The following is a 22,470-nucleotide window of genomic DNA, read 5'->3' on the forward strand; positions in this document are numbered from 1 at the left end:
GCTGCCATGCAAGCAAGAAGAACATTCAACCGTGTTGCCGTCATTGCGGCCGTCGCCGTGCTGGCGGCGGGCTGCGCCACTCAGCAGCAGACCAACACCGCGGTCGGCGCGGGCGCCGGCGCCGCCGCGGGCGCGGGTATCGGCGCCCTGATCGGGCATGGCAAGGGCGCGGCCATCGGCGCCGGCATCGGCGCCGTGGCGGGCGGCCTGATCGGCTACAACTGGTCGGGAGTCAAGAAAGACGTGCAGCAATCGGGCGCGACGTCGCTGGGTATCGACGTGGTCGAAATGCCCGACGGCAGCCTGAAGGTCAACATTCCCAGCAACGTGTCGTTCGACACCGACAAGGCCGTCCTCAAGCCGGCCCTGTTGCCGGTGCTGGACAGCGTGGCGCGCGCCCTCAGCCAGCATCCCGAGCTGCGCACCAAGGTGGTGGGGCATACCGACAGCACCGGCTCGGCCGCGCACAACCAGACCTTGTCCGAGAACCGCGCCAAGAGCGTGACCGCCTATCTGGCCCAACAGGGCGTGGCGCCGGCGCGCATGTCGATCGAAGGGCGCGCCGCGCGCGACCCGATCGCCGACAACGGCACCGCCGAAGGGCGCGCCGCCAACCGGCGGGTGGAAGTCTACCTGTACGCGGTCAAGCAATAAGCAGCCGCCGGGCGGCCGCGGGCAGGCGTCCGCGGCCGCCTTTTTTATGGAGCGTCACCATGAGCGAATCATCATTGCCGCGCCTGGGCGCCCAGGCCGTCCTGGGCGGATTGCCCGGCTGGCGCGCCCAGGAAGGGCGCGACGCCATCGCGAAGAGCTTCCGTTTCGACGATTTCAACGCCGCGTTCGGCTTCATGGCGCGCGTCGCCCTGCATGCCGAGAAACTCGACCATCACCCGGAATGGTCCAACGTCTATAACCGCGTCGACGTGGTGCTGGCGACCCATTCGGCCGGCGGCGTCACCGACCTGGACGCGCGCATGGCGCGCTTCATGGACGAGGCCGCCGCCCGCCTGGGCGGCGCCGCGACCTGAGGCGGCTTCAGCCGCGCACGTAGTAGATGCGCATGGCCTGCTGGCGCTGCGAGGGGTCCAGCACCTGGATGCGCACCGAGCGCGGGGTGAAGCCTTCCGGCATTTCGGCCGTGCCCTGGGCCACCTGGTAGCGGCCCAGCGAGACGTCGATGGGATCGAGCTCGATGGTGCCGGACCGGCCATTGCGGTAGACGCCCTGCACGGCCAGGTGCAGCGTGCCCTTGAAGGCCGGCGCGTCGGCCTTGTCGCGCATCAGCAGCACTTGGTAGTCGAGCTTGCCCGGATCGCGCGAGAACGAACCCGAACGCACGCCGATGTCGGTGCCGCGCGGGTCGGGCGGGACGGCGTCCTGGAACACCTGGAATTCTTGCGTCAGTTCCTGGATGCGGGTGCGCGCTTGCGCCAGGTCGGCCGTGAGCTGCGCATTGGAAGCCTGGTTGGTGTCGCGCTGCTTGGTGGCTTCCTCGAGCTGGGTGCGCAGGCGCTGGCGGTCGAGGTTGGCGGCGTTGAGCTCGGACTGCAGTTGTTCGGACTGTTCGGCGGTCAGGCGCGGCGGGCCGTAGTTGGCCTGTAGGAACAATACGCCGCCGGCTCCCAGGCCGATGCCGATGAGCAGCAGCACCAGCCAGCGCGGCATGCGCCGCGTGCGCTTGCCGGGCTGGTAGACCGACGGTTTGAAAGCGGGCCGTTGCGAGCGTCCGAACATCCCCATGTGAGAAAAATCCTGTATCGAGTGTGTACGCGGCCGGCCCCGGGGAGCCGGCCAAAGCCGTAAAGGATAACGTGTCGTGGCCTGCCAAGGTTACGTCAGACAAGTCTAGTTGCCTACGTACGGCTTGGAAACACTTTATTGGGCGCCGCGCGCGCGCTCCAGGGCGGCGTCCAGCCGGGCCAGGCGCTCCGGCGTGCCGACGTCGGTCCAGGCGCCGCCGTGGCGGGCGCCCAGCACGGCGTCGCGGGCCATGGCCTCGCGCAGCAGGGGCGCCAGCGGCGCCGGCGCATCCGGGTCCAGGCCGGCGAACAGGGTGGGGCGGTACAGGCCGATGCCGGCAAAGGTCAGGCGCCGCGGGCCCTCGGCCAGTACGCGGCCGCCGGCCGACAGGGCGAAGTCGCCGCGCGCATGGTGTTCCGGGTTGTCCACCAGCAGCAGCCAGGCGTCGGCGCGTTCCGTGTCCAGGCGGCCCGCCCAGCCGGCCGCCTCGCGCGGGTCCCAGTCGCACCAGATGTCGCCGTTGACGACCAGGAACGGTTCCGTGCCGAGCAGGGGCAGGGCGTGCGCGATGCCGCCGGCCGTCTCCAGGGCGGGGGATTCGGCGGAATAGCGGATGCGCACGCCATGGCGGGCGCCGTCGCCCAGCTGCCCGGGCAACTGCGCGCCCAGCCAGGCGTGGTTGATGACGATATCGCGGATGCCGGCCGCCGCCAGGCGCTCCAGGTGCCAGACGATCAGGGGCTTGCCGCCGACCGGCAGCAGCGGCTTGGGCGTGCGGTCGGTCAGGGGCCGCATGCGCTCGCCGCGTCCCGCGGCCAGGATCATGGCGCGCATCAGAACGTGTATCCCACGCGCACTTCGCGCTCGTCGAGCCGGTCCAGCAGGCGCAGCAGCGGCGTGAACACGCCGTAGCGCTGCGCCACCTGGCGCACGTAGGCGTTCATGCGCGGCATGTGCGCCAGGTAGTGCGATTTGCCGTCGCGATGGTGCAGCCGCGCGAACACGCCCATGATGCGCAGGTTGCGCTGCAGGCTCATCCATTCGTAGGCCTGGTGGAAGGCCGCGAAATCGCTGTCCACCGGCAGGCCGGCGGCGCGCGCCATTTCCCAGTAGCGCACCGCCCAATCCAGTTGCTGGGGTTCTTCCACGGTGGTGCGGGCGTCGGTCACCAGCGAGGCCAGGTCGTACGTGATGGGGCCGGCCAGGGCGTCCTGGAAGTCCAGGATGCCGGGATTCGGCCCGTAGGCGGGCTGGTCGCACACCATCAGGTTGGGCGAATGGTAGTCGCGGTGCACCAGCACGGTGGCCTGCGCCGCGTTGGCGTCGGAGAGCAGGTCGAAAATCTGCCGCAGGGCGGCGGCCGTCTTGTCGTCGAGTTGCACGCCGTGATGCCGGCCCACATACCATTCCGGGAACAATTCGAGCTCGGCGGCGAGGCGGTCGCGGTCGTAGGTCGCCAGGCCGTCGGCGCGCGCCTGTTGCAGGCGCACCAGGGCGGCCAAGGCGTCGCGGTACAGGCCCTGCAGCTGGGCGTCGCTCAGGCCGGACTGGATGCGCTGGTAGTACGTGTCCTGGCCCAGGTCGGACAGCAGCAGCAGGCCCTGGTCGAGGTCGCGCGCCAGCACGGCGGGGACGTTCAGGCCGGCGTCGCGCAGCAGCTCGCCGACGTGCAGGAAGGGGCGCACGTCTTCATGGGGCGGCGGGGCGTCCATGACGATGGCGGTGCGGTCGCCGGCGTCCAGGCGGAAGTAGCGGCGGAAGCTGGCGTCGCTGGACGCCGGGCGCAGGGTGTCGGGCGCCAGCGCCAGCTCGGCGGGCAGGGTGCGCAGCCAGGCGTGGATCAGGGCCAGGCGCGGGTCGTGGTTGGTGCTCAAGGGGGCCGTCTCGTGGTGCGGTAGAGTTTGGTTGCGAACCGCGCGTGCCTGTTGACGGTCATAACGCGCGGCTTCTCTATAATACCGGGTCGTTCCCGCTCGTAGCGCCTTTGGCGCCCGCCGATCGGGCCGCCACCGTCGCCGCGCCGCGGGGCGGGAGTCTCTGTCGATAAGGTTTGCATTCACGGTGCGTATGGTCCGGTGGTTGATCCTCTCTGCTGTCAGCATGGCCGGGGCCGTTCACGCCCAAGGCAGCGGAACGGTCCCGCCCGCCGATAACGGCCTGCGGCTGACGCCCCAGCTGCGTACTTCGCCGGGCCTGCGCGTGCACCGGCTGCCCGACGACGACATCCCCGCCTACCTGCAGGCCGACCACATGCAGGGCGACCCCGATTCCAACGTCACCCTGACCGGCACCGCCGAAGTGCGCCGCATCGACGGCGTGGCCAAGGGCGACCGCATCGATTACCGCAGCGACACCGGCGCCGTCGACATCAAGGGCAATGCGCGGCTGATGCGCGACGGCACCTTGGTCACCGGCCCCTCGGCGCAGTTCAATATCGATACCGACAGCGGCGAGATCGAATCGCCCAATTTCTGGATCGGCGCCAGCGGCGGCTCGGCCCGCGCCGAGCGCGCCGAGATCTTCAGCCGCTCGCAGATGCGCCTGACCACCGTGCAATACAGCGGCTGCGCGTGCGTCGAGCCATCCTGGTACATCAAGGCCGACAGCGTCGACCTGGATTTCGACGAGAACGAGGGCGTGGCGCGCAACGGCGTGCTCTATTTCAAGGACGTGCCGCTGCTGGCGTCGCCCTACCTGACTTTCCCGGTCAAGAAAGAACGCAAGTCCGGCTTCCTGGTGCCCACCTATGGCTACACCAGCAACAGCGGCCTCGATCTGTCGCTGCCGTACTACTTCAACCTGGCGCCCAACTACGACCTGACCCTGCAGCCGCGCTTCCTGAGCAAGCGCGGCCCGCAACTGGGCGCCGAGTTCCGCTACCTGGGCCAGTCGTACTCCGGCAACATGGTGGGCACGTACCTGTCCAGCGACCGCGAGACCGGCGATTCGCGCTGGATGTTCCGCTCGCGCCACCAGCAGCTGCTGGGCGCCGGCTTCTATGCCGACTGGGACTTCGCCAAGGTCTCGGACGACGACTACTTTCGCGACTTCTCCTCGCTGGGCCTGAACGAGGCCTCGACCACCTACCTGCCGCAGCGCGGCCGGGTGGGCTGGGGCAGCCGCTACTGGCAATCGTACGTGCAGGTGTTCAAGTACCAGACCCTGCAGGATCCGGACGCGCCGCTCGCCCCGCCCTACGACAAGGTGCCCGAGTTCTACCTGAAGGGCGCGCGCTACGACTTCGGCGGCTTCGACCTCGAATGGACCAACTCCGCGGTGCGCTTCGAGCAGCCGCTGTTGGACGGCGTGCGCCTGGGGCCGGACGGCGACCGCCTGCAGAGCTACGCCACGGCTTCGTATCCCATCGTGCGGCCCGGCTGGTTCCTCATTCCCAAGGCGGGCATCAACTACACCCAGTACGACACCGACTGGTACAGCCTGTCCAACAACCCGCGCTCGATGTCGCGCACGGTGCCGATCTTCTCGCTCGACGCCGGCCTGGTGTTCGAGCGCGACACCACGCTGTTCGGCAACGCATCCATCCAGACGCTGGAGCCGCGCCTGTACTACCTGCGGGTGCCGTACCGCGACCAGTCCAAGCTGCCGGTCTACGACACGACGCTGGCCGATTTCAGCTTCGACCAGGCCTTCCAGGAAAACATCTACACCGGCGGCTGGGACCGCATCGCCAACGCCAACCAGCTCACGGCCGCGCTGACCACGCGCTGGCTGGACGCCGACACCGGCTTCGAGCGCCTGGCGCTGTCGGCGGCGCAGCGGCTGTATTTCGAAGACCAGAAAGTCACCCTGCCGGGCGAGACGCCGCGCGACAACGTGCGTTCCGACTTCCTCGTGTCGGCCAGCGCCGCCCTGACCGACACGCTCAGCACCGAGGTCGCGGCGCAATACGACCCGTACCGCAACAACTGGTCGCGCGGCCTGATCAGCGCGCGCTGGCGGCCGCAGCGCCTGACCTCCGTGGCGGTGGCGTACCGCTACCAGCGCGATCCGCTGCCGGGCGTGGCCTACCAGCCGCGCGGGCAGGACCAGATCAGCGTGGCTTTCCAGTGGCCGTTCAGCGAACGCTGGTACGGCGTGGGCCGCGTCGATTATTCGCTGCGCACCGAGGCCGCCACCGACACCGCCGCGCGGGAATCGCCGCGCGTCACCCAGGCCATTGCCGGCCTCGAGTACAAGGGCGATTGCTGCTGGACCGGCCGCGTGGTGTTCCAGCGCTATGCCGTCTCTTCGGCCGACACCAACAGCGCGGTGTTCTTCCAGCTGGAACTGAACGGGCTGGGCTCGCTGGGCACCGATCCCATGAGCCTGCTGAACAAGAGTATTCCGGGGTACCAGTCGGTCACTCCCGCGCCGCCTCCCGGCACGACGTTTGAAAGGTATGAATGATGCGTAGCTTGCACACTTTGCGCCGGCTGCCCGGCAACCTGCTGGTCCTGGCCGCGTGCACGGCCGCGCCCGCCGTGCTGGCCGCCCAGCAGCCCGCGCCCGCCCGTTCCGGCGCGGCCGCGACGCCAGCGCCGGCGGCGGCCCCGGCGCCGCGCGAGCAGTTCGTCGACGGCATCGCCGCCGTCGTCAACAAGGACGTGATCACCCTGCGCGAAGTCGATGTCGCGGCGGGGCGGGCCACGGCGGAGCTCAAGCAGCGCGGCATCCAGGTGCCCCCGCAGGACATCCTGCGCCGGCAAGTGCTGCAGAACCTCATCATGGATCGCCTGCAGCGGCAGGAGGCCGACCGCCTGGGGATCCGCGTCAACGACCAGCAGGTCGACCGGGCCATCGAAAGCATCGCCGCGCGCAACAACATCCCGGTGGCGCAGATGCGCGCCGAGATCGAGAAAAGCGGCGTGCCCTGGGATCAGTACCGCCAGTCGCTCAGCAACGAAATCCGCATGAACCGCCTGCGCCAGCGCACGGTCGATTCCACCATCGTCATCACCGACGCCGAGGTAGATGCCTTCCTGAAGGACCAGGAACGCAACCCCGCCGCCGCAGCAGCAGCGCGCGCGCCGGCGCCCGGCCAGGCGGCGCAGCCGGCTCCCGCGCCGGCGCAGTCCGGGCCGGTGCAGATCGCCCTGGCGCAGATCCTGGTGCGCGTGCCTGAAGGCTCCACCCCCGACCAGGTGGCGGCGCTGCGCAAGAAGGCCGAGGACCTGCTGGCGCGGATCAAGCAGGGCGGCGATTTCGCCAGCCTGGCCGCCGCCGAGTCCGACGGTCCCGAGGCGCTCCAGGGGGGTGTCATGGGCGCGCGGCCGCTGGAGGGCTGGCCGGACCTCTTCATCAAGGCGGTCGGCTCGCTGCAGCAGGGGCAGGTCAGCGGCCTGGTCCAGAGCGGCAATGGTTTCCATATCCTGAAGGTCCTCGACCGCTCCGGCGGCGCGCCGGCCCGGCCGGCGGCGCCGCCGCAGCAGCAGGCCCCGGTGGCGCCGCAGCCCGGCGCCGGCATGCCGGCCCGGCAGGGGCCCGTGCAGGTCACCCAGACGCACGCGCGGCACATCCTGATCAAGACCTCGACGGTCATGAGCGACGACCAGGCGCGCCAGCGGCTCGAGCAGATCCGCCAGCGCATCGTCAACGGCGGCGCGTCGTTCGCCGACATGGCGCGCCAGTATTCGCAGGACGCCAACGCGCCGCAGGGCGGCGACCTGGGCTGGGTCAACCCCGGCGAAATGGTGCCGCCTTTCGAGCAGGCCATGAACGCGCTGCCGGTCGGCGGCATCAGCCAGCCGGTGATGTCGCCGTTCGGCTGGCACCTGATCCAGGTCGAGGAACGCCGCGAGCATGACGTCAGCGACGAGCTGCAGCGCATGCAGGCGCGCCAGATCCTGTTCGAGCGTCGCGCCGAGCCGGCCTTCGAAGACTGGCTGGCGCAGCTGCGCAACGAGGCGTATATCGACAACCGCCTCGAGAAGCAGAGCCGCATGGAAGAGAACGCCCGTTAGGCGCGCGCACCCGCCATGTCCAGACATCAGGCGCGCAAGCGCTTCGGGCAGCACTTCCTGACCGACGAGAGCGTGGTCGAGGCGATCGTGCGCGCCATCGCGCCGGCGCGCGACGATTGCATGGTCGAGATCGGTCCGGGGTTGTCGGCCCTGACCCAGCCCTTGCTGCGCAGCCTGGCGCGCCTGACCGTGGTCGAGATCGACCGCGACCTGGCGGCGCGCCTGCGCGGGCAGTATCCGGCCGACCGCCTGACGGTGGTCGAGGCCGATGCGCTGACAGTCGATTTCGCCAGCCTGGGCGCACGGCTGCGCGTGGTCGGCAACCTGCCCTACAACATTTCCAGCCCCTTGCTGTTCCACCTGATGGCCGCGGCCCACCAGGTGCAGGACCAGCACTTCATGCTGCAGCGGGAGGTCATCGACCGCATGGTGGCCGCGCCCGGCAGCGCCGACTACGGCCGCTTATCGGTGATGCTGCAATCGCGCTATCACATGGACAAGCTGTTCGACGTGCCGCCCGAGGCCTTCGACCCGCCGCCGCGGGTGGTGTCGGCGGTGGTGCGCATGGTGCCGCTGCCGCCCGACCGCCTGCGTCCGGCCAGCGAAGCGGCGCTGCAGGCCGTGGTGGCGCGCGCCTTCGCGCAGCGGCGCAAGATGCTGCGCCGCGCGCTGGGCGACTGGGCCGCGCTGGTGCCCTGGGATGCGCTGGATATCCCGCCCACCGCGCGCGCCGAGGAGGTGCCGGTGGAGAAATTCATCCGGCTGGCCGATGCGCTGCTGCAGGCCGGCGCCGTGCAGCCCTGAGCCCGGCCGTTTCCGGTATTCCGCCTACAACATCCGCTTGCCGGCCGCGAGCCACAGCTGCATCACGTCGCGCGCGCGGTCGGCCAGGTATTGGGCCGCGTTGTCGCAGGCCTGTTGCAGCGTGAGCGGCCCGGGCGCCAGGCTGAACGCGGCGGTGATGCCGCCCGCATGCAGTTCCTGGTAGCCGTCGCCCAGGGAACCCGCCAGCGCCACTACCGGCACGCCCGCCTGCTGCGCGATGCGCGCCACGCCCGCCGGCGTCTTGCCGCGCAAGGTCTGGGCGTCCATGCGGCCTTCGCCGGTGAAGGCCAGCGCGGCGCCCTGCATGGCTTGCGCCAGGCCGCCCAGTTCAGCCACCAGTTCGACCCCCGGCCGGAAATGCGCGTCCAGGAAGGCGTGCGCGGCGAACCCCAGGCCGCCAGCCGCGCCGGCGCCCGGCGCGTCGCGCAGGTCGCGTCCCAGGTGGCGCGCGCAGACGTCCGCCAGCCGCGCCAGGCTGGCGTCCAGTTCGGCCACCTGCTGCGGCGACGCGCCTTTCTGCGGGCCGAAGGTATGCGATGCGCCGTGCGGGCCGCACAAGGGGTTGTCGACATCGGAAGCGATCTCGATGCGGGTATCGGCCAGACGCGCATCCAGGCCGCTGGTGTCGATGCTGTCGAGCGCCGCCAGCGCCGCGCCGCCCGGCGGCAATTCACGTCGGCCGGCATCCAGGAAGCGCACGCCCAGCGCGCGCAGCAGGCCGGTGCCGCCGTCGTTGGTGGCCGACCCGCCCAGCCCCAGGATGATGCGGCGCGCGCCGGCATCGAGGGCGGCGCGCACCAGCTGGCCCACGCCGTGGCTGTCGGCGCGCAGCGGGTCGCGCTGCTCGGGCGGCGTTTGCTCCAGCCCGGCCGCGGCGGCCATCTCGATGACGGCGGTGGCGTCCGGCAGCCAGCCCCAGTCCGCGTCGAGCGCTTCGCCCAGCGCGCCGCGCACCGGCGTGCTGCGCCATTGGCCGCCGGTGGCCGCCAGCACCGCCGCCACCGTGCCTTCACCGCCGTCGGCCATGGGGATGCACACGGTGTGCGCGCCCGGGTAGGCCTGCTTGATGCCGCGCGCGATGGCGGCGGCGGCGTCCGGGGCGGACAGGCTTTCCTTGAAGGAGTCGGGGGCGATGACGATTTTCACGGCGGTCGGTGGCGGGGGCGCAACGGAGTGGAATCAGGTATCCGCATAATACCCGTGCGACAGGCGGGCGGCGTACCATAGCGATTTCGTCGTTTTGCGAGAGGGGTATCCATGTCCGTATTGCGCCGCACCAAAATCGTCGCCACGCTGGGCCCGGCAAGTTCCACGCCCGAGCAGCTCGAGGCCCTGGTGCGCGCCGGCATCGACGTGGCCCGCTTGAATTTCTCGCACGGCACCGCCGACGACCACCGCGAGCGCGCGCGCCTGGTCCGCGAGATCGCGGCGCGCCAGGGCCGCTTCGTGGCGCTGATGGGCGACCTGCAAGGCCCCAAGATCCGCATCGCGCGCTTTGCCGACAAGCAGGTGGTGCTGCGCGCGGGCCAGCCCTTCACGCTGTCGAACAGCCATCCCAAGGACGCCGGCGACGCCACCATCGTCGGCATCGACTATCCCGAACTGGTGCAGGACTGCAAGCCCGGCGACGAGCTGCTGCTCGACGACGGCCGCGTGGTGCTGGTGGTCGACCGCATCGCCGCCGACGCGGTGCACACCACGGTGGCGGTGGGCGGCCCGCTGTCCAACAACAAGGGCATCAACCGGCGCGGCGGCGGCCTGTCGGCGCCCAGCCTCACCGACAAGGACCGCGCCGACATCCTGGTGGCGGCCGAGCTCAAGCTGGACTATGTCGCGGTGTCGTTTCCGCGCTATGGCCGCGATATCGACGAGGCGCGCCAGCTGGTGCGCGCGGCCGGCAGCGAGGCCTGGATCATCGCCAAGATCGAGCGCGCCGAAGCGGTGGTCGACGACGAAGCGCTCGATTCGCTCATCCGCGCCAGCGACGGCGTCATGGTGGCGCGCGGCGACCTCGGCGTGGAAGTGGGCGATGCCGAGCTGGTGGGCATCCAGAAGCGCATCATCCAGCATGCCCGCACGCTGAACAAGGTGGTCATCACGGCCACCCAGATGATGGAGTCGATGATCTCCAGCCCGCTGCCGACGCGGGCCGAAGTCTCCGACGTGGCCAACGCGGTGCTCGACTACACCGACGCCGTGATGCTCTCGGCCGAGAGCGCCTCCGGTCAGTATCCCGTCGAGGCCGTGCAGGCCATGGCGCGGGTCTGCCTGGGCGCGGAAAAGCATCCCACCACCACGCATTCGCATCATCGCCTGGGCGAGACGTTCTCCCGCTGCGACGAAACCATCGCGCTGGCCGCCATGTACGCGGCCAACCATTTCCCGGGCGTGAAGGCCATCATTGCTTTGACCGAGAGCGGCCACACGCCGCTGATCATGTCGCGCATCCGCTCCGGCGTGCCCATCTACTGCTACAGCCCGCACAGCCAGACGCAGAACCGGGTGGCCATGTTCCGCGGCGTGTACACCGTGCCGTTCGATCCGGCCGCCTACGATCCGGCCGACCTCAGCAACGCGGCCATCGACGAACTGAAAAAGCGCGGCCGCGTGCAGCCCGGCGACTGGGTCATCCTGACCAAGGGCGACTTCTATCGCGACAGCGGCGGCACCAACGGCATGAAGATCCTGATGGTGGAATGAGTCCCCCGGGCGCGCCGGCCGCCGGCTTGCCGGGTGTCAGACACCCAGAAGGTGTCTGACACCTTTCCGTGCAAAGGGTGTCCCGGCCTGCCAGGCGTCGAGCGTCCGTTGGCTGCACCAGGTGTCAGACACCCAGAGGGTGTCTGACACCTTTCATCCTTCACCCGAAGAACCAGTAGCACACGCCGATGGCGGCCAGCACCCCGGCCAGGTCGGCCAGCAGCGCGCACCCCACGGCATGGCGGGCGCGCAGGATGCCCACCGAGCCGAAGTACACCGCCAGCACGTAGAAGGTGGTCTCGGTGCTGCCCTGCATGACGGCCGCCAGCAGCGCCGGGAAGCTGTCCACCCCGAAATGGGTCATGGTCTCCAGCATCATGGCGCGCGCCGCGCTGCCCGAGAACGGCTTGACCAGGGCGGTGGGCAGGGCGTCGACGAAGCGGGTGTCCCAGCCGGCGGCGTGCGCCAGCCAGCGTATGCCGTCCAGCACCACATCCAGCGCGCCGGAGGCGCGCAGCACCCCGACCGCGCACAGCATGGCCACCAGGTAGGGCAGCAGGCTCTTGGCCACATCGAAGCCTTCCTTGGCGCCGGCGATGAAGGTCTCATACACCGGCACGCGCTTCCAGGCGCCCACGGCCAGGAACGCCAGCAGCACGCCGAACAGCATCAGGTTGCCCAGCAGCGACGACAGGCTCGCGATGGCGGCGGCCGACATGCTCGCCAGCAGGGCCATGAAGCCGCCCAGCAGCAGGGCGATGCCGCCCAGCCAGGCGAGTGCCACCGGGTCGTACAGCTTCAGGCGCTGGCACGCGGCCACCGCCAGCAGTCCGGCCAGCGTCGACGCGCTGGTGGCCAGCAGGATCGGCAGGAACACCAGCGTGGGGTCGGCCGCGCCCTGTTGCGCGCGGAACATGAAGAGCGTCACCGGCAGCAGGGTCAGCGAGGACGCGTTCAGCACCAGGAACAGGATCTGCGCGTTGCTGGCGGTGTCCGGGCGCGGGTTGAGGCTTTGCAGTTCCCGCATGGCGCGCAAACCGATGGGCGTCGCGGCGTTGTCCAGGCCCAGCCCGTTGGCGGCGAAGTTCAGCGTGATCAGGCCGATGGCGGGATGGCCGCGCGGCACCTCGGGCATCAGGCGGGCGAACAGCGGGCCAAGCAGGGCGGCCAGCTTCTCCACCAGGCCGGCCGATTCGGCGATGCGCAGGAAGCCCAGCCACAGCGTCAGCGTGCCGAACAGCAGCACCATGACTTCGACCGAGACGCGCGCCATGTCGAACAGGCTGGCGACGATCTGGCGGAACACGTCCGCATCGCCGATGGCCAGCCAGCGGTACAGGCCCGCCACGGCGGCGGCTGCGAAGAAACCCAACCAGAGCTTATTGAGCATGACAGAGGACAAGGCTGCGGGGAAAAAGGCCGCTCGCGGCGCCGTCATTGTCGCAGACTTGCCGCCCCGGGGATGTCGGCCGGCCGGCAATTCTGTTAACTTGGGCCGGTACGTGCACCGCATAAAAGGTTGAACATGGACTTCAATGCCTGGCGCCGCCGCCGCATTTCCGACCCCGCCTACCGTTGGGCCCGCGGCGCCATGCCGGGCCTGTCCGACACCGAACGCGCAGCCATCGAGGCCGGCGACGTCTGGTGGGACGCCGACCTGTTCACCGGCGACCCGGACTGGCACAAGCTGCTGGCCGTGCCGCAGGCCACCCTCACGCCGGCCGAACAACAGTTCCTCGACGGCCCCGTCGCGCAGCTGTGCGCCATGCTCGACGAATGGGACATCACCTGGAACCTCGGCGACCTGCCCGAGCCCGTGTGGCGCTTCATGCGCGAACAGCGCTTCTTCGGCATGATCATCCCGCAGCAGTACGGCGGGCTGGGGTTCTCGCCCTATGCGCATTCCGAAGTGGTGCGCCGCATTTCGGCCCGTTCCATCACCGCGGGCGTCACCGTGATGGTGCCCAATTCGCTGGGGCCCGGCGAGCTGCTGCTGCAGTTCGGCACGCCCGAGCAGCGCGACTACTGGCTACCGCGGCTGGCCGACGGCACCGAGGTGCCTTGCTTCGGCCTGACCAGCCCCGAGGCCGGCTCCGACGCCGCCTCCATGACCGACACCGGCGTGGTGTGCCGCCAGGTGGTCGACGGCCGCGAGATCCTCGGCATCCGCCTGAACTGGCACAAGCGCTACATCACCCTGGGGCCCATCGCCACCGTGCTGGGGCTGGCCTTCAAGCTGCAGGACCCGGACGGCCTGCTGGGCGGCCCCGCCGACGTGGGCATCTCGGTGGCGCTGGTGCCCACCGATGCGCCGGGCGTCAGCATCGGGCGCCGCCACCTGCCGTCCATGCAGGTCTTCCAGAACGGCCCCAACCAGGGCCAGGACGTCTTCGTGCCGCTGGAGGCGCTCATCGGCGGGCCGGCCAAGGCCGGCCAGGGCTGGCAGATGCTCATGAGCGCGCTCGCCGCCGGGCGCGGCATCTCGCTGCCGTCGCTGTCGGCCGCGGCGGCCGTCTACAGCGCCCACACCACCGGCATGTACGCGCGCGTGCGCCAGCAGTTCGGCATCCCGGTGGGCCGCTTCGAGGGCGTGCAGGAAAAGCTTGGCCGGCTGGCCGCCAACGCCTACCTGGTCGAGGCCGCGCGCCGGCTCACCTGCGCCGCGCTCAACCAGGGCCACAAGCCGGCGGTGGTGTCCGCCATCATGAAATACCACGCCACCGAACGCATGCGCGAGTCGGTCAACGACGCCATGGACGTGCACGGCGGCAAGGCGGTCATCGACGGCCCGGCCAACTACCTGAGCCCGCTGTACCGCGCGCTGCCCATCGCCATCACCGTCGAGGGCGCCAACATCCTCACCCGCTGCCTGATCATCTTCGGCCAGGGCGCCATCCGCGCCCACCCATACCTGATGCGCGAAGTGCTGGCGGTCGGCGACGCCGACGAAGCCCGCGGCGCGCAGGCTTTCCACGAGGTCTTCTGGAAGCACCTGGGGCACGCCCTGAAGAACGGCTTGCGCGCCTGGGGGCGCGCCTGGACGGGCGGCCTGCTGGCGCGGGCGCCGGCCACCCCCCACCGCGCGCCACTACCGGCGCCTGGGCCGCTACGCGTCGGCCTTCGCGCTGCTGGCCGACGCCGCCATGGGCACGCTGGGCGGGGCGCTCAAGCGCCGCGAGATGCTGTCGGCGCGGCTGGGCGACATCCTGGCCGAACTGTACCTGCTGTCGGCCGTGCTCAAGCGCTGGGAAGACGAAGGCCGCTGCCACGCCGACCTGCCGCTGGTGCAGTGGTGCATGGACGATGGCTGCGCGCGCATCGAAACCCGCATGGACCAGGTGCTGGCCAACCTGCCGGCCCGGCCGCTGGCCTGGGCGCTGCGGGCCCTGGTGCTGCCGGTGCGGCTGAACCGCGGTCCCGGCGATGCGCTGACCCGCGATTGCGCCGACCTGCTGCTGGCCCCGTCTCCCACCCGCGACCGCCTGACCGCCGACCTGCAGCGCGGCGCCGGCGACGATACCCTGGCCGAGCTCGAACGCGCCTTCGGCCTGGTCGATACCGTGCAACCCCTGCACGACCGGCTGCGCCGCGAAGGGGTGCGCGACTGGCGCGAGGCCCATCGCGGCGGCGCCATCACCGACGAGCAGGCCCGCCAGATCGAAGCCGCCGAAGCGGCGGTGGCCAAAGTGGTGGCGGTGGACGACTTCGCGCCGGGCGAATTCGCGCGCAAGCCTGCGCAGACCTGAAGGGCGTCATTGCGGGGGCCGCAAGGTGTCTGACACCCGGGCCAGGCCTCGGCAAAAGCTGGACTGTCTCGACGGGTGTCAGACACCTGACTTCGAAAAACTGGACTGTCTCGACGGGTGTCAGACACCCGACTTCGGCAGGACGGGTGCGGACACCTGTCTTCGGCGCCGCCCCGGCCGCGCCGCATGGGTTGGGCCGTCAGTCGTCCTGGTTCGGGTCCATGCCGGGAAACAGCACTTCGGTGAAGCCGAACTTGGAGAAGTCCTCCATCCGCGACGGGTACAGGCGGCCGATGAGGTGGTCGCATTCGTGCTGCACCACGCGCGCATGGAAGCCTTCCGCCTCGCGCTCGATGCGCTGGCCGTCGGGGTCCAGGCCGCTGTAGCGGATGTGCCGGTAGCGCGGCACCAGGCCGCGCAGGCCGGGCACCGACAGGCAGCCTTCCCAGCCGTCCTCGCGCTCGTCGGACAGCGGCGTGATGACCGGGTTGCACAACACCGTCTGCGGCACCGGCGGCGCGTCGGGGTAGCGTTCGTTGTGCTGGAAACCGAAGATCACCAGTTGCAGATCCACGCCGATCTGCGGCGCGGCCAGGCCGACGCCCCGGGCATGGACCATGGTCTCGAACATGTCGGCCACCAGCGCGTGCAGGTCGGGGGTATCGAAGCGCTCGACTGGCTGCGCCACGCGCAGCAGGCGCGGGTCGCCCATCTTGAGAATGGCGTGGATCATGGCGGGGCGGTCAGTCGTCGCGGCCCTTGCGCTGGATGAACTCGATCTTGTAGCCGTCCGGGTCCTCGACGAAGGCGATGACCGTGGTGCCGTGCTTCATGGGGCCGGCCTCGCGCGTGACCTTGCCGCCTTTCTGCTTGACCTTTTCACAGGCGTCGTAGGCGTCTTCCACTTCCAGGGCGATATGGCCGTAGCCGTTGCCCAGGTCGTAGCTGGCGGTGTCCCAGTTGTGGGTCAGCTCGATGACGGCGCCTTCGCTTTCATCCTGGTAGCCGACGAAGGCCAGGGTGAACTTGCCGTCGGGGTAGTCTTTGCGGCGCAGCACGCGCATGCCCAGGACATTGGTGTAGAAATCGATGGACTTGTCCAGGTTGCCGACGCGCAGCATGGTGTGCAGGAGACGCATGGGGAATTCCTTGTGCTTGTAATGCCAGTCTGACATCGTAGCAAACCGCAAGGCCCGGCGCTCCCGCCACTGTGTCTCCCTGGCTAGTTCGCCGACGCGCCGGAGGCCTTGACCGCCTCCGCCCAGGCCGCGATCTCGCTCTGGATGAACGCACCGAACTCGCCGGTATTGATGGCGGCCGCCTCGGCACCTTCCTCCATCAGCCGCTGGCGCACCTCGGGGGCGGCCAGCGCCTTCGAAAAGGCCTGGTTCAGCGTGTCCACCACCGCCGGCGGCGTGCCCGCCGGCGCGACGATGCCGTGCCAGGAAATCGCCTGGAACCCGGGCAGGCCCGACTCGGCCATGGTGGGCAGGTCGGGCAGGGCCGGCGAGCGCCGCGGCGAGGTCACGGCCAGCGCGCGCAGGGTGCCGGCCTTGATGTGGGGCAGGGCGCCCGGGATGGTGGTGAACAGGAACTGCACCTGGCCGCCGATCAGGTCGGCCAGCGCCGGGCTGCCGCCCTTGTACGGGACGTGCACGAACTCCAGGCCGGCGCGCTGCTTGAACATCTCGCCGGCCAGGTGGCCGGGCGTGCCGGCGCCGGCCGACGCCATGTTGAAGGCATTGCCGTCGGCCTTGATCTCGGCGATCAGCTGCTGCACGTCGGTGGCCTGGACCTGCTTGTTGACCACCAGCACGTTCGGCACGGTGGCCAGCAGCGTCACCGGCGTGAAGTCCTTCACGGCGTCGTACTGCAGCTTCTTGTACAGCGCCGGGTTGATGCCGTGCGTGCTGGCGGTGGCCAGCAGCAGCGTGTAGCCGTCGGGGGCGGCGGTGGCCACCGCCTTGGCGGCGATCGAGCCGTTGGCGCCGCCCTTGTTGTCGACCACGATGGTCTGGCCCAGCGTCTTGCCGACTTCGGCGGCGACCGTGCGCGCCAGGATGTCCGATGTGCCGCCGGCCGAGTGCGGCACGATCAGCGTGATGGCGCGCCGCGGGAAGTCCTGGGCGGCCGCGGGAAAGGTACAGGCATATGCCGCCAGCGCCGCCCCGCAGGCGGCCCGGGTGAGGATTGTCTTCATCGGAATGTCTCCGTGGTTCCGCAATGTAGAGATGGAACGCCCGCCCCGCGCGGACGCGGGCGTCAGTCGGCTCCGAGCTTGAGCGGGTCCGGTTGGCGTTTTTCAATGGCCCATTTCAGCAGGGCCGCGCAGCGGAAGATGCCGTGCGCGAACTTGCCGTAGGGCAGGGTCAGGAACAGCGCCATCACCACCCCCAGGTGGATCGCCAGCAGCAGGCCCATGAGCGCGGTGTCGCGCAAGGCCAGCAGCAGCAGGCCGGTCAGGCTGGTCAGGAACAGCAGCGCGATGAAGCCGCGGTCCATGGGGCGCTGGTCCGGGTCGCCCTGCAGCGGGTGGCGGCGCAGGTTCAGCCACAGCAAGCCGGCCGGGCCGATCAGCAGGCCGATGCCGCCCGTCGTGCCCAGCAGCACCGGCAGGCTCAGGAACGGATAGGGAGCCTGCCAGCCGAAGGCGTAGTGGTACAGCGTGGCGACGCTGGTGGCGGCGAAGCACAGCATGAAACCGTAGAAAGTGAAGTGGTGGAAGCGCCGGCGCCACAGCGTGAAAGCGTCGTCGGCATTGTTGCAGCCCTTGCCGTGCCCGCCGTCCAGGTACTTGAGGCGCAGCGCGTCGTGGGTGGCCTCGGCCACCGCGGGGCCCGAAGCCGCGCCCGGCGCGACATCGCGCCAGAAGCGCGCCACGCCGATGCCCAGCGCCAGCATGGCGAACACGAACACCAGGCCGAACATCAGCGCCAGCGTGTTGTGCGGGAAGATGGCGTAGAAATTGCCGGCCAGGGGCTCGTGCAGCAGGCCGCCGGTGATGGCCACCGTCAGGACCAGGAACAGCGCCAGCGCGCCGGCGGCGGCCAGCGACAGCGTCAGGCCGTTGCGCTTGTACAGCTTGCCCAGCGCCGCCGGCCAGGCGTAGTCGCTGTAGGTCTGGACCCGCACCTTGGCCATGGCCTGCGGCACGTTCACGCCGAACTCGTGCGGCGGGGCGTACTGGCAGGCGTGCAGGCAGGCGCCGCAGTTGTGGCACAGGTTGGCCAGGTAGTTGACGTCGGCCTTGCCGAATTCCAGCCGCCGCGTCATGGCCGGGAATACCGCGCAGAAGCCTTCGCAATAGCGACAGGCATTGCAGATCTGCATGACGCGCGCCACCTCGGTTTCGTCGGCGGTCAGGCTGGCCGGCGCCTTGCCGTGCCAGCGCACGGGTTGTTCGGCCATCATGGCCGGCGCCGCGTCGCCGCGCGCCTGGCGGGTCAATTCTTCAAGCTGCTTCACGTTGTGCTCCGTTTGCCTCCTGGGCGCGCGCGGCGGCGGCCGCGCGGGTGCCGGCGATGCGGCCGAAGGCCGTGCCGATCGACATGCCGACGCCGGCGGTATAGCCTTTGCCGAGCACGTTGCCGGCCATCATTTCGCCGGCCACGAAGAGGTTCTGGCTGGGGCGGTCGTTGAACCGCACGGCCGCGGTGTCGTCCACCTTGAGGCCCAGGTAGGTGAAGGTGATGCCCGGCCGCAGCGCGTAGCCGTAGAACGGCGGCGTGTCGATGGGGCGCGCCCAGTGTGTCTTGGCGGGTTCCACGCCTTCGGTGTGGCAGTCGTCGAGCCTGGTGTGGTCGAACGTGCCGACGCGGCATGCCGCGTTGTATTCCGCCAGCGTGCGCGTGAACTGCGCCTCGTCCAGCCCCAGCTTGCGCGCCAGCTCGGGCAGGGTGTCGGCCTGCACGCCCGGGAACACGGGCGGCATGAAGCGGCCGACCGCCTTGGAATCGATGATGGAGTAGGCGATCTGGCCCGGCTGCATGGCCGTCAGCCGGCCCCAGATGGCGTAGCGCTTGGGCCAGAAGTCCTCGCCTTCGTCGTAGAAGCGGCGCGCCTCGCGGTTGACCACCACCCCCAGCGATACGCAGTCGATGCGGGTACAGATGCCGCCGTCGTAGAGCGGCGCGCGCGCATCGATGGCCACGCAATGCGACTGAGACGGATCGCCGATGGTGTCGGCGCCGGCGTCGATCATGAATTTCAGCAGCACGCCCATGTTGAAGCGCGTGCCGCGGATCAGGAAATTGTCGGCCGGCCATTCGCCGCGCTCGTTCTGGCCCCACGCCTCGCGCAGCCATTCGCGGTTCGATTCGAAGCCGCCCGCCGCCAGCACGCAGGCGCGCGCCTCGATGCGCTCGGCGCCGATGCGGGCGGCCACGAAGCGGCCGTTGTCCAGTTCCAGCGCGTCCACCGGCGCTTCGTAGCGGATCCGCACGCCGAGGGCTTCGGCGCTGCGGTAGTAGGCGTTGACCAGGGCCTTGCCGCCGCCCATGAAGAAGGCGTTGGTGCGCGCCACGTGCAGCGCGCCCGACAGCGGCGGCTGGAAGTTCACGCCGTGCTTGCGCATCCAGTCGCGACAGGTGGACGATTCGCGGATGACCAGCCGGGCGAGGTGTTCATTGGTGAGGCCGCCGGTGACCTTGAGCAGGTCCTGCCAGTATTCCTCTTCCGGGTACGCCTCGACCAGCACGTCCTGCGGCGCATCGTGCATGCAGCGCAGGTTGCGGGTGTGTTGCGAATTGCCGCCGCGCCATTCGCGCGGGGCCGCTTCCAGCAGCAGCACGCTGGCGCCCGCTTCGCGCGCCATCAAGGCCGCGCACAGGGCCGCGTTGCCGCCGCCGATTACCAATACGTCGATCATGATCAGGGCCTGGCCTAGAGAATCAGGCCCGGACTATAGGATGACCCGGCGCGGCGGCGCCATCCCCATATCGTCAATAGCTGTTCACGATTTGTGAAGAGTCGCCCCGGGCCAGGCGCCCGCCCGGACCAGTGTTTCGGCCGTTTGGGCCAGCAGGACACGGGCGGCCAGGGCGGCCGGCGACAGTTCGTCGTCGGACACGCTGGCCAGCAGATTGGCGCGCCGCACCTGGCGGTCGGCGATCTGTCGCAGCGCCAGCGGCTCGCCGCGCAGGCGCACGGTCGCGGCGCCGGGCTGGATGGTGGCGCCGAAGCCGGCGCGCACCAGGTCCATGAGCACGTCCAGGCCGTCGATCTCGGCGGCGATGTTGGGTTCGATGCGCAGGCGCGCGCAGGAGGCGTCGACCAGCGCGCGCAGCCCGTGGCTGCCGCTGGGCAGCAACAAGGGCAGGCCGGCGACGTCGCGCAGGCGCGTAGGCCCTTCGGGCGGCAGCCCGGGCAGGTCGGGCGGGGCGATCAGGAACAGCCGCTCGTCGATCAGCGGCAGCGTGCTCCAGCGGCGCGCCGCCTCGGTGCGAAACACCACGGCCAGGTCGAGCTGGCGGGCATTGAGCATGGCGCTCAGGTAGCCCGACAGGCTTTCCACCAGGTGCACGCGCACGTCCGGATAGCGCTCGCGCATGGCGCGCAGGAAGGGCACGGCCAGCACCGAGGCCGTGGTGGCCGGCAGCCCGACGCTGACCGCGCCGGTCAGGCGCGAGGCCTTGGCGGCGCGCGCCGCGCCGTCGACATGGCGCAGGGCCAGCTGGGCCTGGCGCAGGAACGCCAGGCCGGCGTCGGTGGGCACCACCCCGCTGGAGGTGCGGGTCAGCAGCCGTGTCGAGAGCTCGCTTTCCAGGCGGCTGATCTGCTGGCTGAGGGCGGAGGTGACCATGCCGAGGTCGGCGGCGGCGCGCCCCATGCTGCCGAATTCGGCCACTTTGACGAAATAGCGGAGCTGGCGCAGTTCCATTGCGACGGGCCGCTAGAACTGCGGCAGGCTGGCCGGGTCATGCCGGCGCAGCACGTTCTTGGCTTCTTCGAAGCCCGGCAGGATATTGCCGACTTCGGCCCAGAAGTCGCGGCTGTGGTTCATTTCGCGCAGGTGGGCGAGCTCGTGCGCGATGACGTAGTCGATGATGGACGGCGCGAAGTGGATCAGGCGCCAGTTCAGCATGATGTTGCCGTCGCTGGTGCACGAGCCCCAGCGGGTGGCCGCCGACGACAGGCGCCAGCGGCGGATCTTCAGGCCGCTGACCTGCAGGAAATGCGCCAGGCGCGCGCCGAACCAGGCGCCGGCGCGCTGTTGCAGCCAGGCCTGCGCGGCGTCGCGGATGCGCGCCTGGTCCGCGTCGGCCGGCAGGGCCAGCCAGAGGGTGTCGCCGTCGTTGGGCGCGTCGGCATCGCCCGACAGGAACGCCTGGCGCCGGTCGGCGCCCATGCCCAGCACGATGCGCCGGCCCAGGTAGGGAAGCTCGCCGCCGGCCTGCCAGCGGGTCTGGGACATGGCCAGTTGTTCCTTGCGGGCCTGCCAGTCGCGCAGCTTGGCGAGGATCCAGCGCGCTTTCTCGCGCACCGCGTCGTCGATCTGGGTCAGCGTGACCCAGTTGGGCGCGGTGACGCGCAGGCCGTCGTCGGCCACCACGAAGCCGATGCTGCGCCGGCGCGAGCGCAGCAGGACGAAGCCGATGGTTTGTTGCTCGGTGGCGACTTCGCGCCAGCGGGCGCCGGGCGGCAGGGGATCGGGGCGCGGCGTGGCCACCGTGGACACGGCGGCCGGCGCCGGCGGAGTCAGCAGCGGGGCCGCTTGCGGCGCGCCGGGCGCCGCAGGCTCGGGTTCGGTGAACAGCAGTTCAAGCTGACCGTTGCTGGGCATACCTTTCGGGATTGAGTTGGCGCATTTCCCCTTCGATCCAGGCCTGCACCTTGGCGTTCAGGTCCTCGGGGGAGATTCCCTGCGATTCTATCGCGGGCCCGATGGACACGGTGATCAGCCCCGGCTGCTTGACGAAGGCGTTGCGGCGCCAGCATTCGCCCGCGTTGTGCGCGACCGGGATCACCACCGCGCCGGTGCGCGAGGCCAGCAGGGCGCCGCCCATCTTGAAGCGCCCGGTCTGCCCGGGCGCCACGCGCGTGCCCTCGGGGAACAGCAGCGGCCAGCGGCCTTCGTCGAGCCGTTTCTGGCCCTGGCGGATGACCTGCTCGAAGGCGTCGCGGCCCTTGGCGCGGTCGATGGGGATCATGCGCAACAGCGCCAGGCCCCAGCCGAAGAACGGCAGCATGTGCAGTTCTTTCTTGTACACGTAGCAGACTTCGCGCGGCATGTGGGCCGGAAAGAACAGCGTTTCCCAGGCGGACTGGTGCTTGGACAGCAGGATCGCGGGCCCGTCGGGCAGGTTCTCGGCGCCCTTGACCTGCCAGCGGATGCCGCAGAAGGCGCGTGCGCCCCAGATCGCCAGGCGCGGCCAGCCCACCGTGAGCTTGTAGCGCCAGTGCAGCGGCAGGGGGGCCCACAGAATGCAGGCGATGGCGTACGGGATGACGGTGACGACCAGGAACACCATGTAGAGCAGCGAGCGCAGCCAGGCCATCGG

The 22,470-nt window shown here is 70.1% G+C and carries 19 protein-coding genes and 1 pseudogene; 7 read left to right on the forward strand and 13 right to left on the reverse strand.

All coding sequences use genetic code 11. The features are described 5' to 3' along the window. Positions 1-6 precede the first annotated feature (6 nt). Both CAL24_RS03740 and CAL24_RS03745 read left to right on the forward strand, forming a co-directional pair. Complete coding sequence (locus tag CAL24_RS03740; protein WP_028356762.1) at positions 7-654, forward strand: OmpA family protein; 648 nt, start codon at positions 7-9, stop codon at positions 652-654. A gap of 59 nt (positions 655-713) precedes the next feature. Further along, positions 714-1,028, forward strand: a complete 315-nt coding sequence (locus CAL24_RS03745; protein WP_038854109.1) for a 4a-hydroxytetrahydrobiopterin dehydratase — start codon at positions 714-716, stop codon at positions 1,026-1,028. A gap of 7 nt (positions 1,029-1,035) precedes the next feature. Here CAL24_RS03745 and CAL24_RS03750 read toward each other — a convergent pair whose 3' ends face one another. The 3 genes from CAL24_RS03750 to CAL24_RS03760 form a co-directional block, all read right to left on the reverse strand. After that, complete coding sequence (locus CAL24_RS03750) at positions 1,036-1,734, reverse strand: DUF6776 family protein (protein ID WP_170947046.1); 699 nt, start codon at positions 1,732-1,734, stop codon at positions 1,036-1,038. Positions 1,735-1,875: 141 nt separating this feature from the next. Continuing rightward, positions 1,876-2,574 (reverse strand): N-acetylmuramate alpha-1-phosphate uridylyltransferase MurU, encoded by a 699-nt coding sequence (gene murU / locus CAL24_RS03755; protein ID WP_094805758.1) that lies wholly within the window; start codon positions 2,572-2,574, stop codon positions 1,876-1,878. Then, positions 2,574-3,614, reverse strand: a complete 1,041-nt coding sequence (locus tag CAL24_RS03760; protein ID WP_094805759.1) for an aminoglycoside phosphotransferase family protein — start codon at positions 3,612-3,614, stop codon at positions 2,574-2,576. The genes murU and CAL24_RS03760 overlap by 1 nt, the downstream gene beginning before the upstream one ends. Positions 3,615-3,801: 187 nt before the next feature. On the opposite strand from CAL24_RS03760, the gene CAL24_RS03765 reads away from it, so the two are divergent. Genes CAL24_RS03765 through rsmA form a run of 3 tightly spaced genes read left to right on the forward strand, consistent with a single transcriptional unit; the run spans position 3,802 to position 8,504 of the window. After that, positions 3,802-6,147, forward strand: coding sequence for an LPS-assembly protein LptD (locus CAL24_RS03765; RefSeq protein WP_028356757.1), 2,346 nt, complete (start codon positions 3,802-3,804; stop codon positions 6,145-6,147). After that, positions 6,144-7,700, forward strand: coding sequence for a peptidylprolyl isomerase (locus tag CAL24_RS03770; protein ID WP_094805760.1), 1,557 nt, complete (start codon positions 6,144-6,146; stop codon positions 7,698-7,700). The genes CAL24_RS03765 and CAL24_RS03770 overlap by 4 nt, the downstream gene beginning before the upstream one ends. A gap of 15 nt (positions 7,701-7,715) precedes the next feature. After that, entirely contained in the window at positions 7,716-8,504 is a 789-nt protein-coding gene (gene rsmA / locus CAL24_RS03775) for a 16S rRNA (adenine(1518)-N(6)/adenine(1519)-N(6))-dimethyltransferase RsmA (protein ID WP_094805761.1), read from the forward strand. Positions 8,505-8,528: 24 nt separating this feature from the next. Here rsmA and CAL24_RS03780 read toward each other — a convergent pair whose 3' ends face one another. Next, complete coding sequence (locus tag CAL24_RS03780; protein ID WP_094805762.1) at positions 8,529-9,671, reverse strand: glycerate kinase; 1,143 nt, start codon at positions 9,669-9,671, stop codon at positions 8,529-8,531. A gap of 111 nt (positions 9,672-9,782) precedes the next feature. Between CAL24_RS03780 and pyk the strand changes: the two genes are divergently transcribed. Beyond that, complete coding sequence (gene pyk, locus CAL24_RS03785) at positions 9,783-11,225, forward strand: pyruvate kinase (RefSeq protein WP_028356753.1); 1,443 nt, start codon at positions 9,783-9,785, stop codon at positions 11,223-11,225. 160 nt (positions 11,226-11,385) lie between these two features. Here the strand turns inward: pyk and CAL24_RS03790 are convergent, their stop codons facing one another. Further along, positions 11,386-12,615, reverse strand: a complete 1,230-nt coding sequence (locus CAL24_RS03790) for a nucleoside recognition domain-containing protein (protein WP_028356752.1) — start codon at positions 12,613-12,615, stop codon at positions 11,386-11,388. Positions 12,616-12,750: 135 nt separating this feature from the next. On the opposite strand from CAL24_RS03790, the pseudogene CAL24_RS03795 reads away from it, so the two are divergent. Beyond that, positions 12,751-14,971 (forward strand): annotated as a pseudogene (locus tag CAL24_RS03795) (acyl-CoA dehydrogenase). 199 nt (positions 14,972-15,170) lie between these two features. Here the strand turns inward: CAL24_RS03795 and def are convergent. From def to CAL24_RS03835, 8 genes are all read right to left on the reverse strand, one after another. Then, positions 15,171-15,704: a peptide deformylase gene (def, locus tag CAL24_RS03800; RefSeq protein WP_094805763.1), complete on the reverse strand. Its 534-nt coding sequence runs from the start codon at positions 15,702-15,704 to the stop codon at positions 15,171-15,173. Positions 15,705-15,714: 10 nt separating this feature from the next. Next, positions 15,715-16,110: a lactoylglutathione lyase gene (gene gloA, locus CAL24_RS03805; RefSeq protein WP_028356749.1), complete on the reverse strand. Its 396-nt coding sequence runs from the start codon at positions 16,108-16,110 to the stop codon at positions 15,715-15,717. A gap of 83 nt (positions 16,111-16,193) precedes the next feature. Further along, entirely contained in the window at positions 16,194-17,171 is a 978-nt protein-coding gene (locus CAL24_RS03810) for a Bug family tripartite tricarboxylate transporter substrate binding protein (RefSeq protein ID WP_094805764.1), read from the reverse strand. A 62-nt stretch (positions 17,172-17,233) separates the two neighbouring features. Beyond that, a complete protein-coding gene (gene tcuB, locus CAL24_RS03815) occupies positions 17,234-18,436 on the reverse strand; it encodes a tricarballylate utilization 4Fe-4S protein TcuB (RefSeq protein ID WP_094805765.1) in 1,203 nt (400 codons plus the stop codon). After that, a complete protein-coding gene (gene tcuA / locus CAL24_RS03820) occupies positions 18,423-19,838 on the reverse strand; it encodes an FAD-dependent tricarballylate dehydrogenase TcuA (RefSeq protein WP_094805766.1) in 1,416 nt (471 codons plus the stop codon). Before tcuA ends, tcuB begins: the two co-directional genes overlap by 14 nt. An 84-nt stretch (positions 19,839-19,922) precedes the next feature. Continuing rightward, a complete protein-coding gene (locus CAL24_RS03825; protein ID WP_028356745.1) occupies positions 19,923-20,849 on the reverse strand; it encodes a LysR family transcriptional regulator in 927 nt (308 codons plus the stop codon). 12 nt (positions 20,850-20,861) lie between these two features. After that, positions 20,862-21,752: a M48 family metallopeptidase gene (locus CAL24_RS03830; RefSeq protein ID WP_028356744.1), complete on the reverse strand. Its 891-nt coding sequence runs from the start codon at positions 21,750-21,752 to the stop codon at positions 20,862-20,864. Further along, positions 21,730-22,467 (reverse strand): lysophospholipid acyltransferase family protein, encoded by a 738-nt coding sequence (locus CAL24_RS03835; protein WP_028356743.1) that lies wholly within the window; start codon positions 22,465-22,467, stop codon positions 21,730-21,732. The genes CAL24_RS03830 and CAL24_RS03835 overlap by 23 nt, the downstream gene beginning before the upstream one ends. Between the last annotated feature and the right edge of the window lie 3 nt (positions 22,468-22,470).

The organism is Bordetella genomosp. 2, assembly GCF_002261345.1.
GTDB lineage: Bacteria > Pseudomonadota > Gammaproteobacteria > Burkholderiales > Burkholderiaceae_B > Bordetella_A.

What these genes read in the sequence shown, in the direction of transcription:
- CAL24_RS03740 (WP_028356762.1), top strand. Translation starts at nt 7, where the DNA reads ATGCAAGCAAGAAGAACATTCAACCGTGTTGCCGTCATTGCGGCCGTC.
- CAL24_RS03770 (WP_094805760.1), top strand. Translation starts at nt 6,144, where the DNA reads ATGATGCGTAGCTTGCACACTTTGCGCCGGCTGCCCGGCAACCTGCTG.
- gloA (WP_028356749.1), bottom strand. Translation starts at nt 16,110, where the DNA reads ATGCGTCTCCTGCACACCATGCTGCGCGTCGGCAACCTGGACAAGTCC.
- CAL24_RS03745 (WP_038854109.1), top strand. Translation starts at nt 714, where the DNA reads ATGAGCGAATCATCATTGCCGCGCCTGGGCGCCCAGGCCGTCCTGGGC.
- pyk (WP_028356753.1), top strand. Translation starts at nt 9,783, where the DNA reads ATGTCCGTATTGCGCCGCACCAAAATCGTCGCCACGCTGGGCCCGGCA.
- rsmA (WP_094805761.1), top strand. Translation starts at nt 7,716, where the DNA reads ATGTCCAGACATCAGGCGCGCAAGCGCTTCGGGCAGCACTTCCTGACC.
- CAL24_RS03750 (WP_170947046.1), bottom strand. Translation starts at nt 1,734, where the DNA reads ATGTTCGGACGCTCGCAACGGCCCGCTTTCAAACCGTCGGTCTACCAG.
- CAL24_RS03835 (WP_028356743.1), bottom strand. Translation starts at nt 22,467, where the DNA reads ATGGCCTGGCTGCGCTCGCTGCTCTACATGGTGTTCCTGGTCGTCACC.
- def (WP_094805763.1), bottom strand. Translation starts at nt 15,704, where the DNA reads ATGATCCACGCCATTCTCAAGATGGGCGACCCGCGCCTGCTGCGCGTG.
- murU (WP_094805758.1), bottom strand. Translation starts at nt 2,574, where the DNA reads ATGCGCGCCATGATCCTGGCCGCGGGACGCGGCGAGCGCATGCGGCCC.
- CAL24_RS03810 (WP_094805764.1), bottom strand. Translation starts at nt 17,171, where the DNA reads ATGAAGACAATCCTCACCCGGGCCGCCTGCGGGGCGGCGCTGGCGGCA.
- tcuA (WP_094805766.1), bottom strand. Translation starts at nt 19,838, where the DNA reads ATGATCGACGTATTGGTAATCGGCGGCGGCAACGCGGCCCTGTGCGCG.
- CAL24_RS03825 (WP_028356745.1), bottom strand. Translation starts at nt 20,849, where the DNA reads ATGGAACTGCGCCAGCTCCGCTATTTCGTCAAAGTGGCCGAATTCGGC.
- CAL24_RS03830 (WP_028356744.1), bottom strand. Translation starts at nt 21,752, where the DNA reads ATGCCCAGCAACGGTCAGCTTGAACTGCTGTTCACCGAACCCGAGCCT.
- CAL24_RS03790 (WP_028356752.1), bottom strand. Translation starts at nt 12,615, where the DNA reads ATGCTCAATAAGCTCTGGTTGGGTTTCTTCGCAGCCGCCGCCGTGGCG.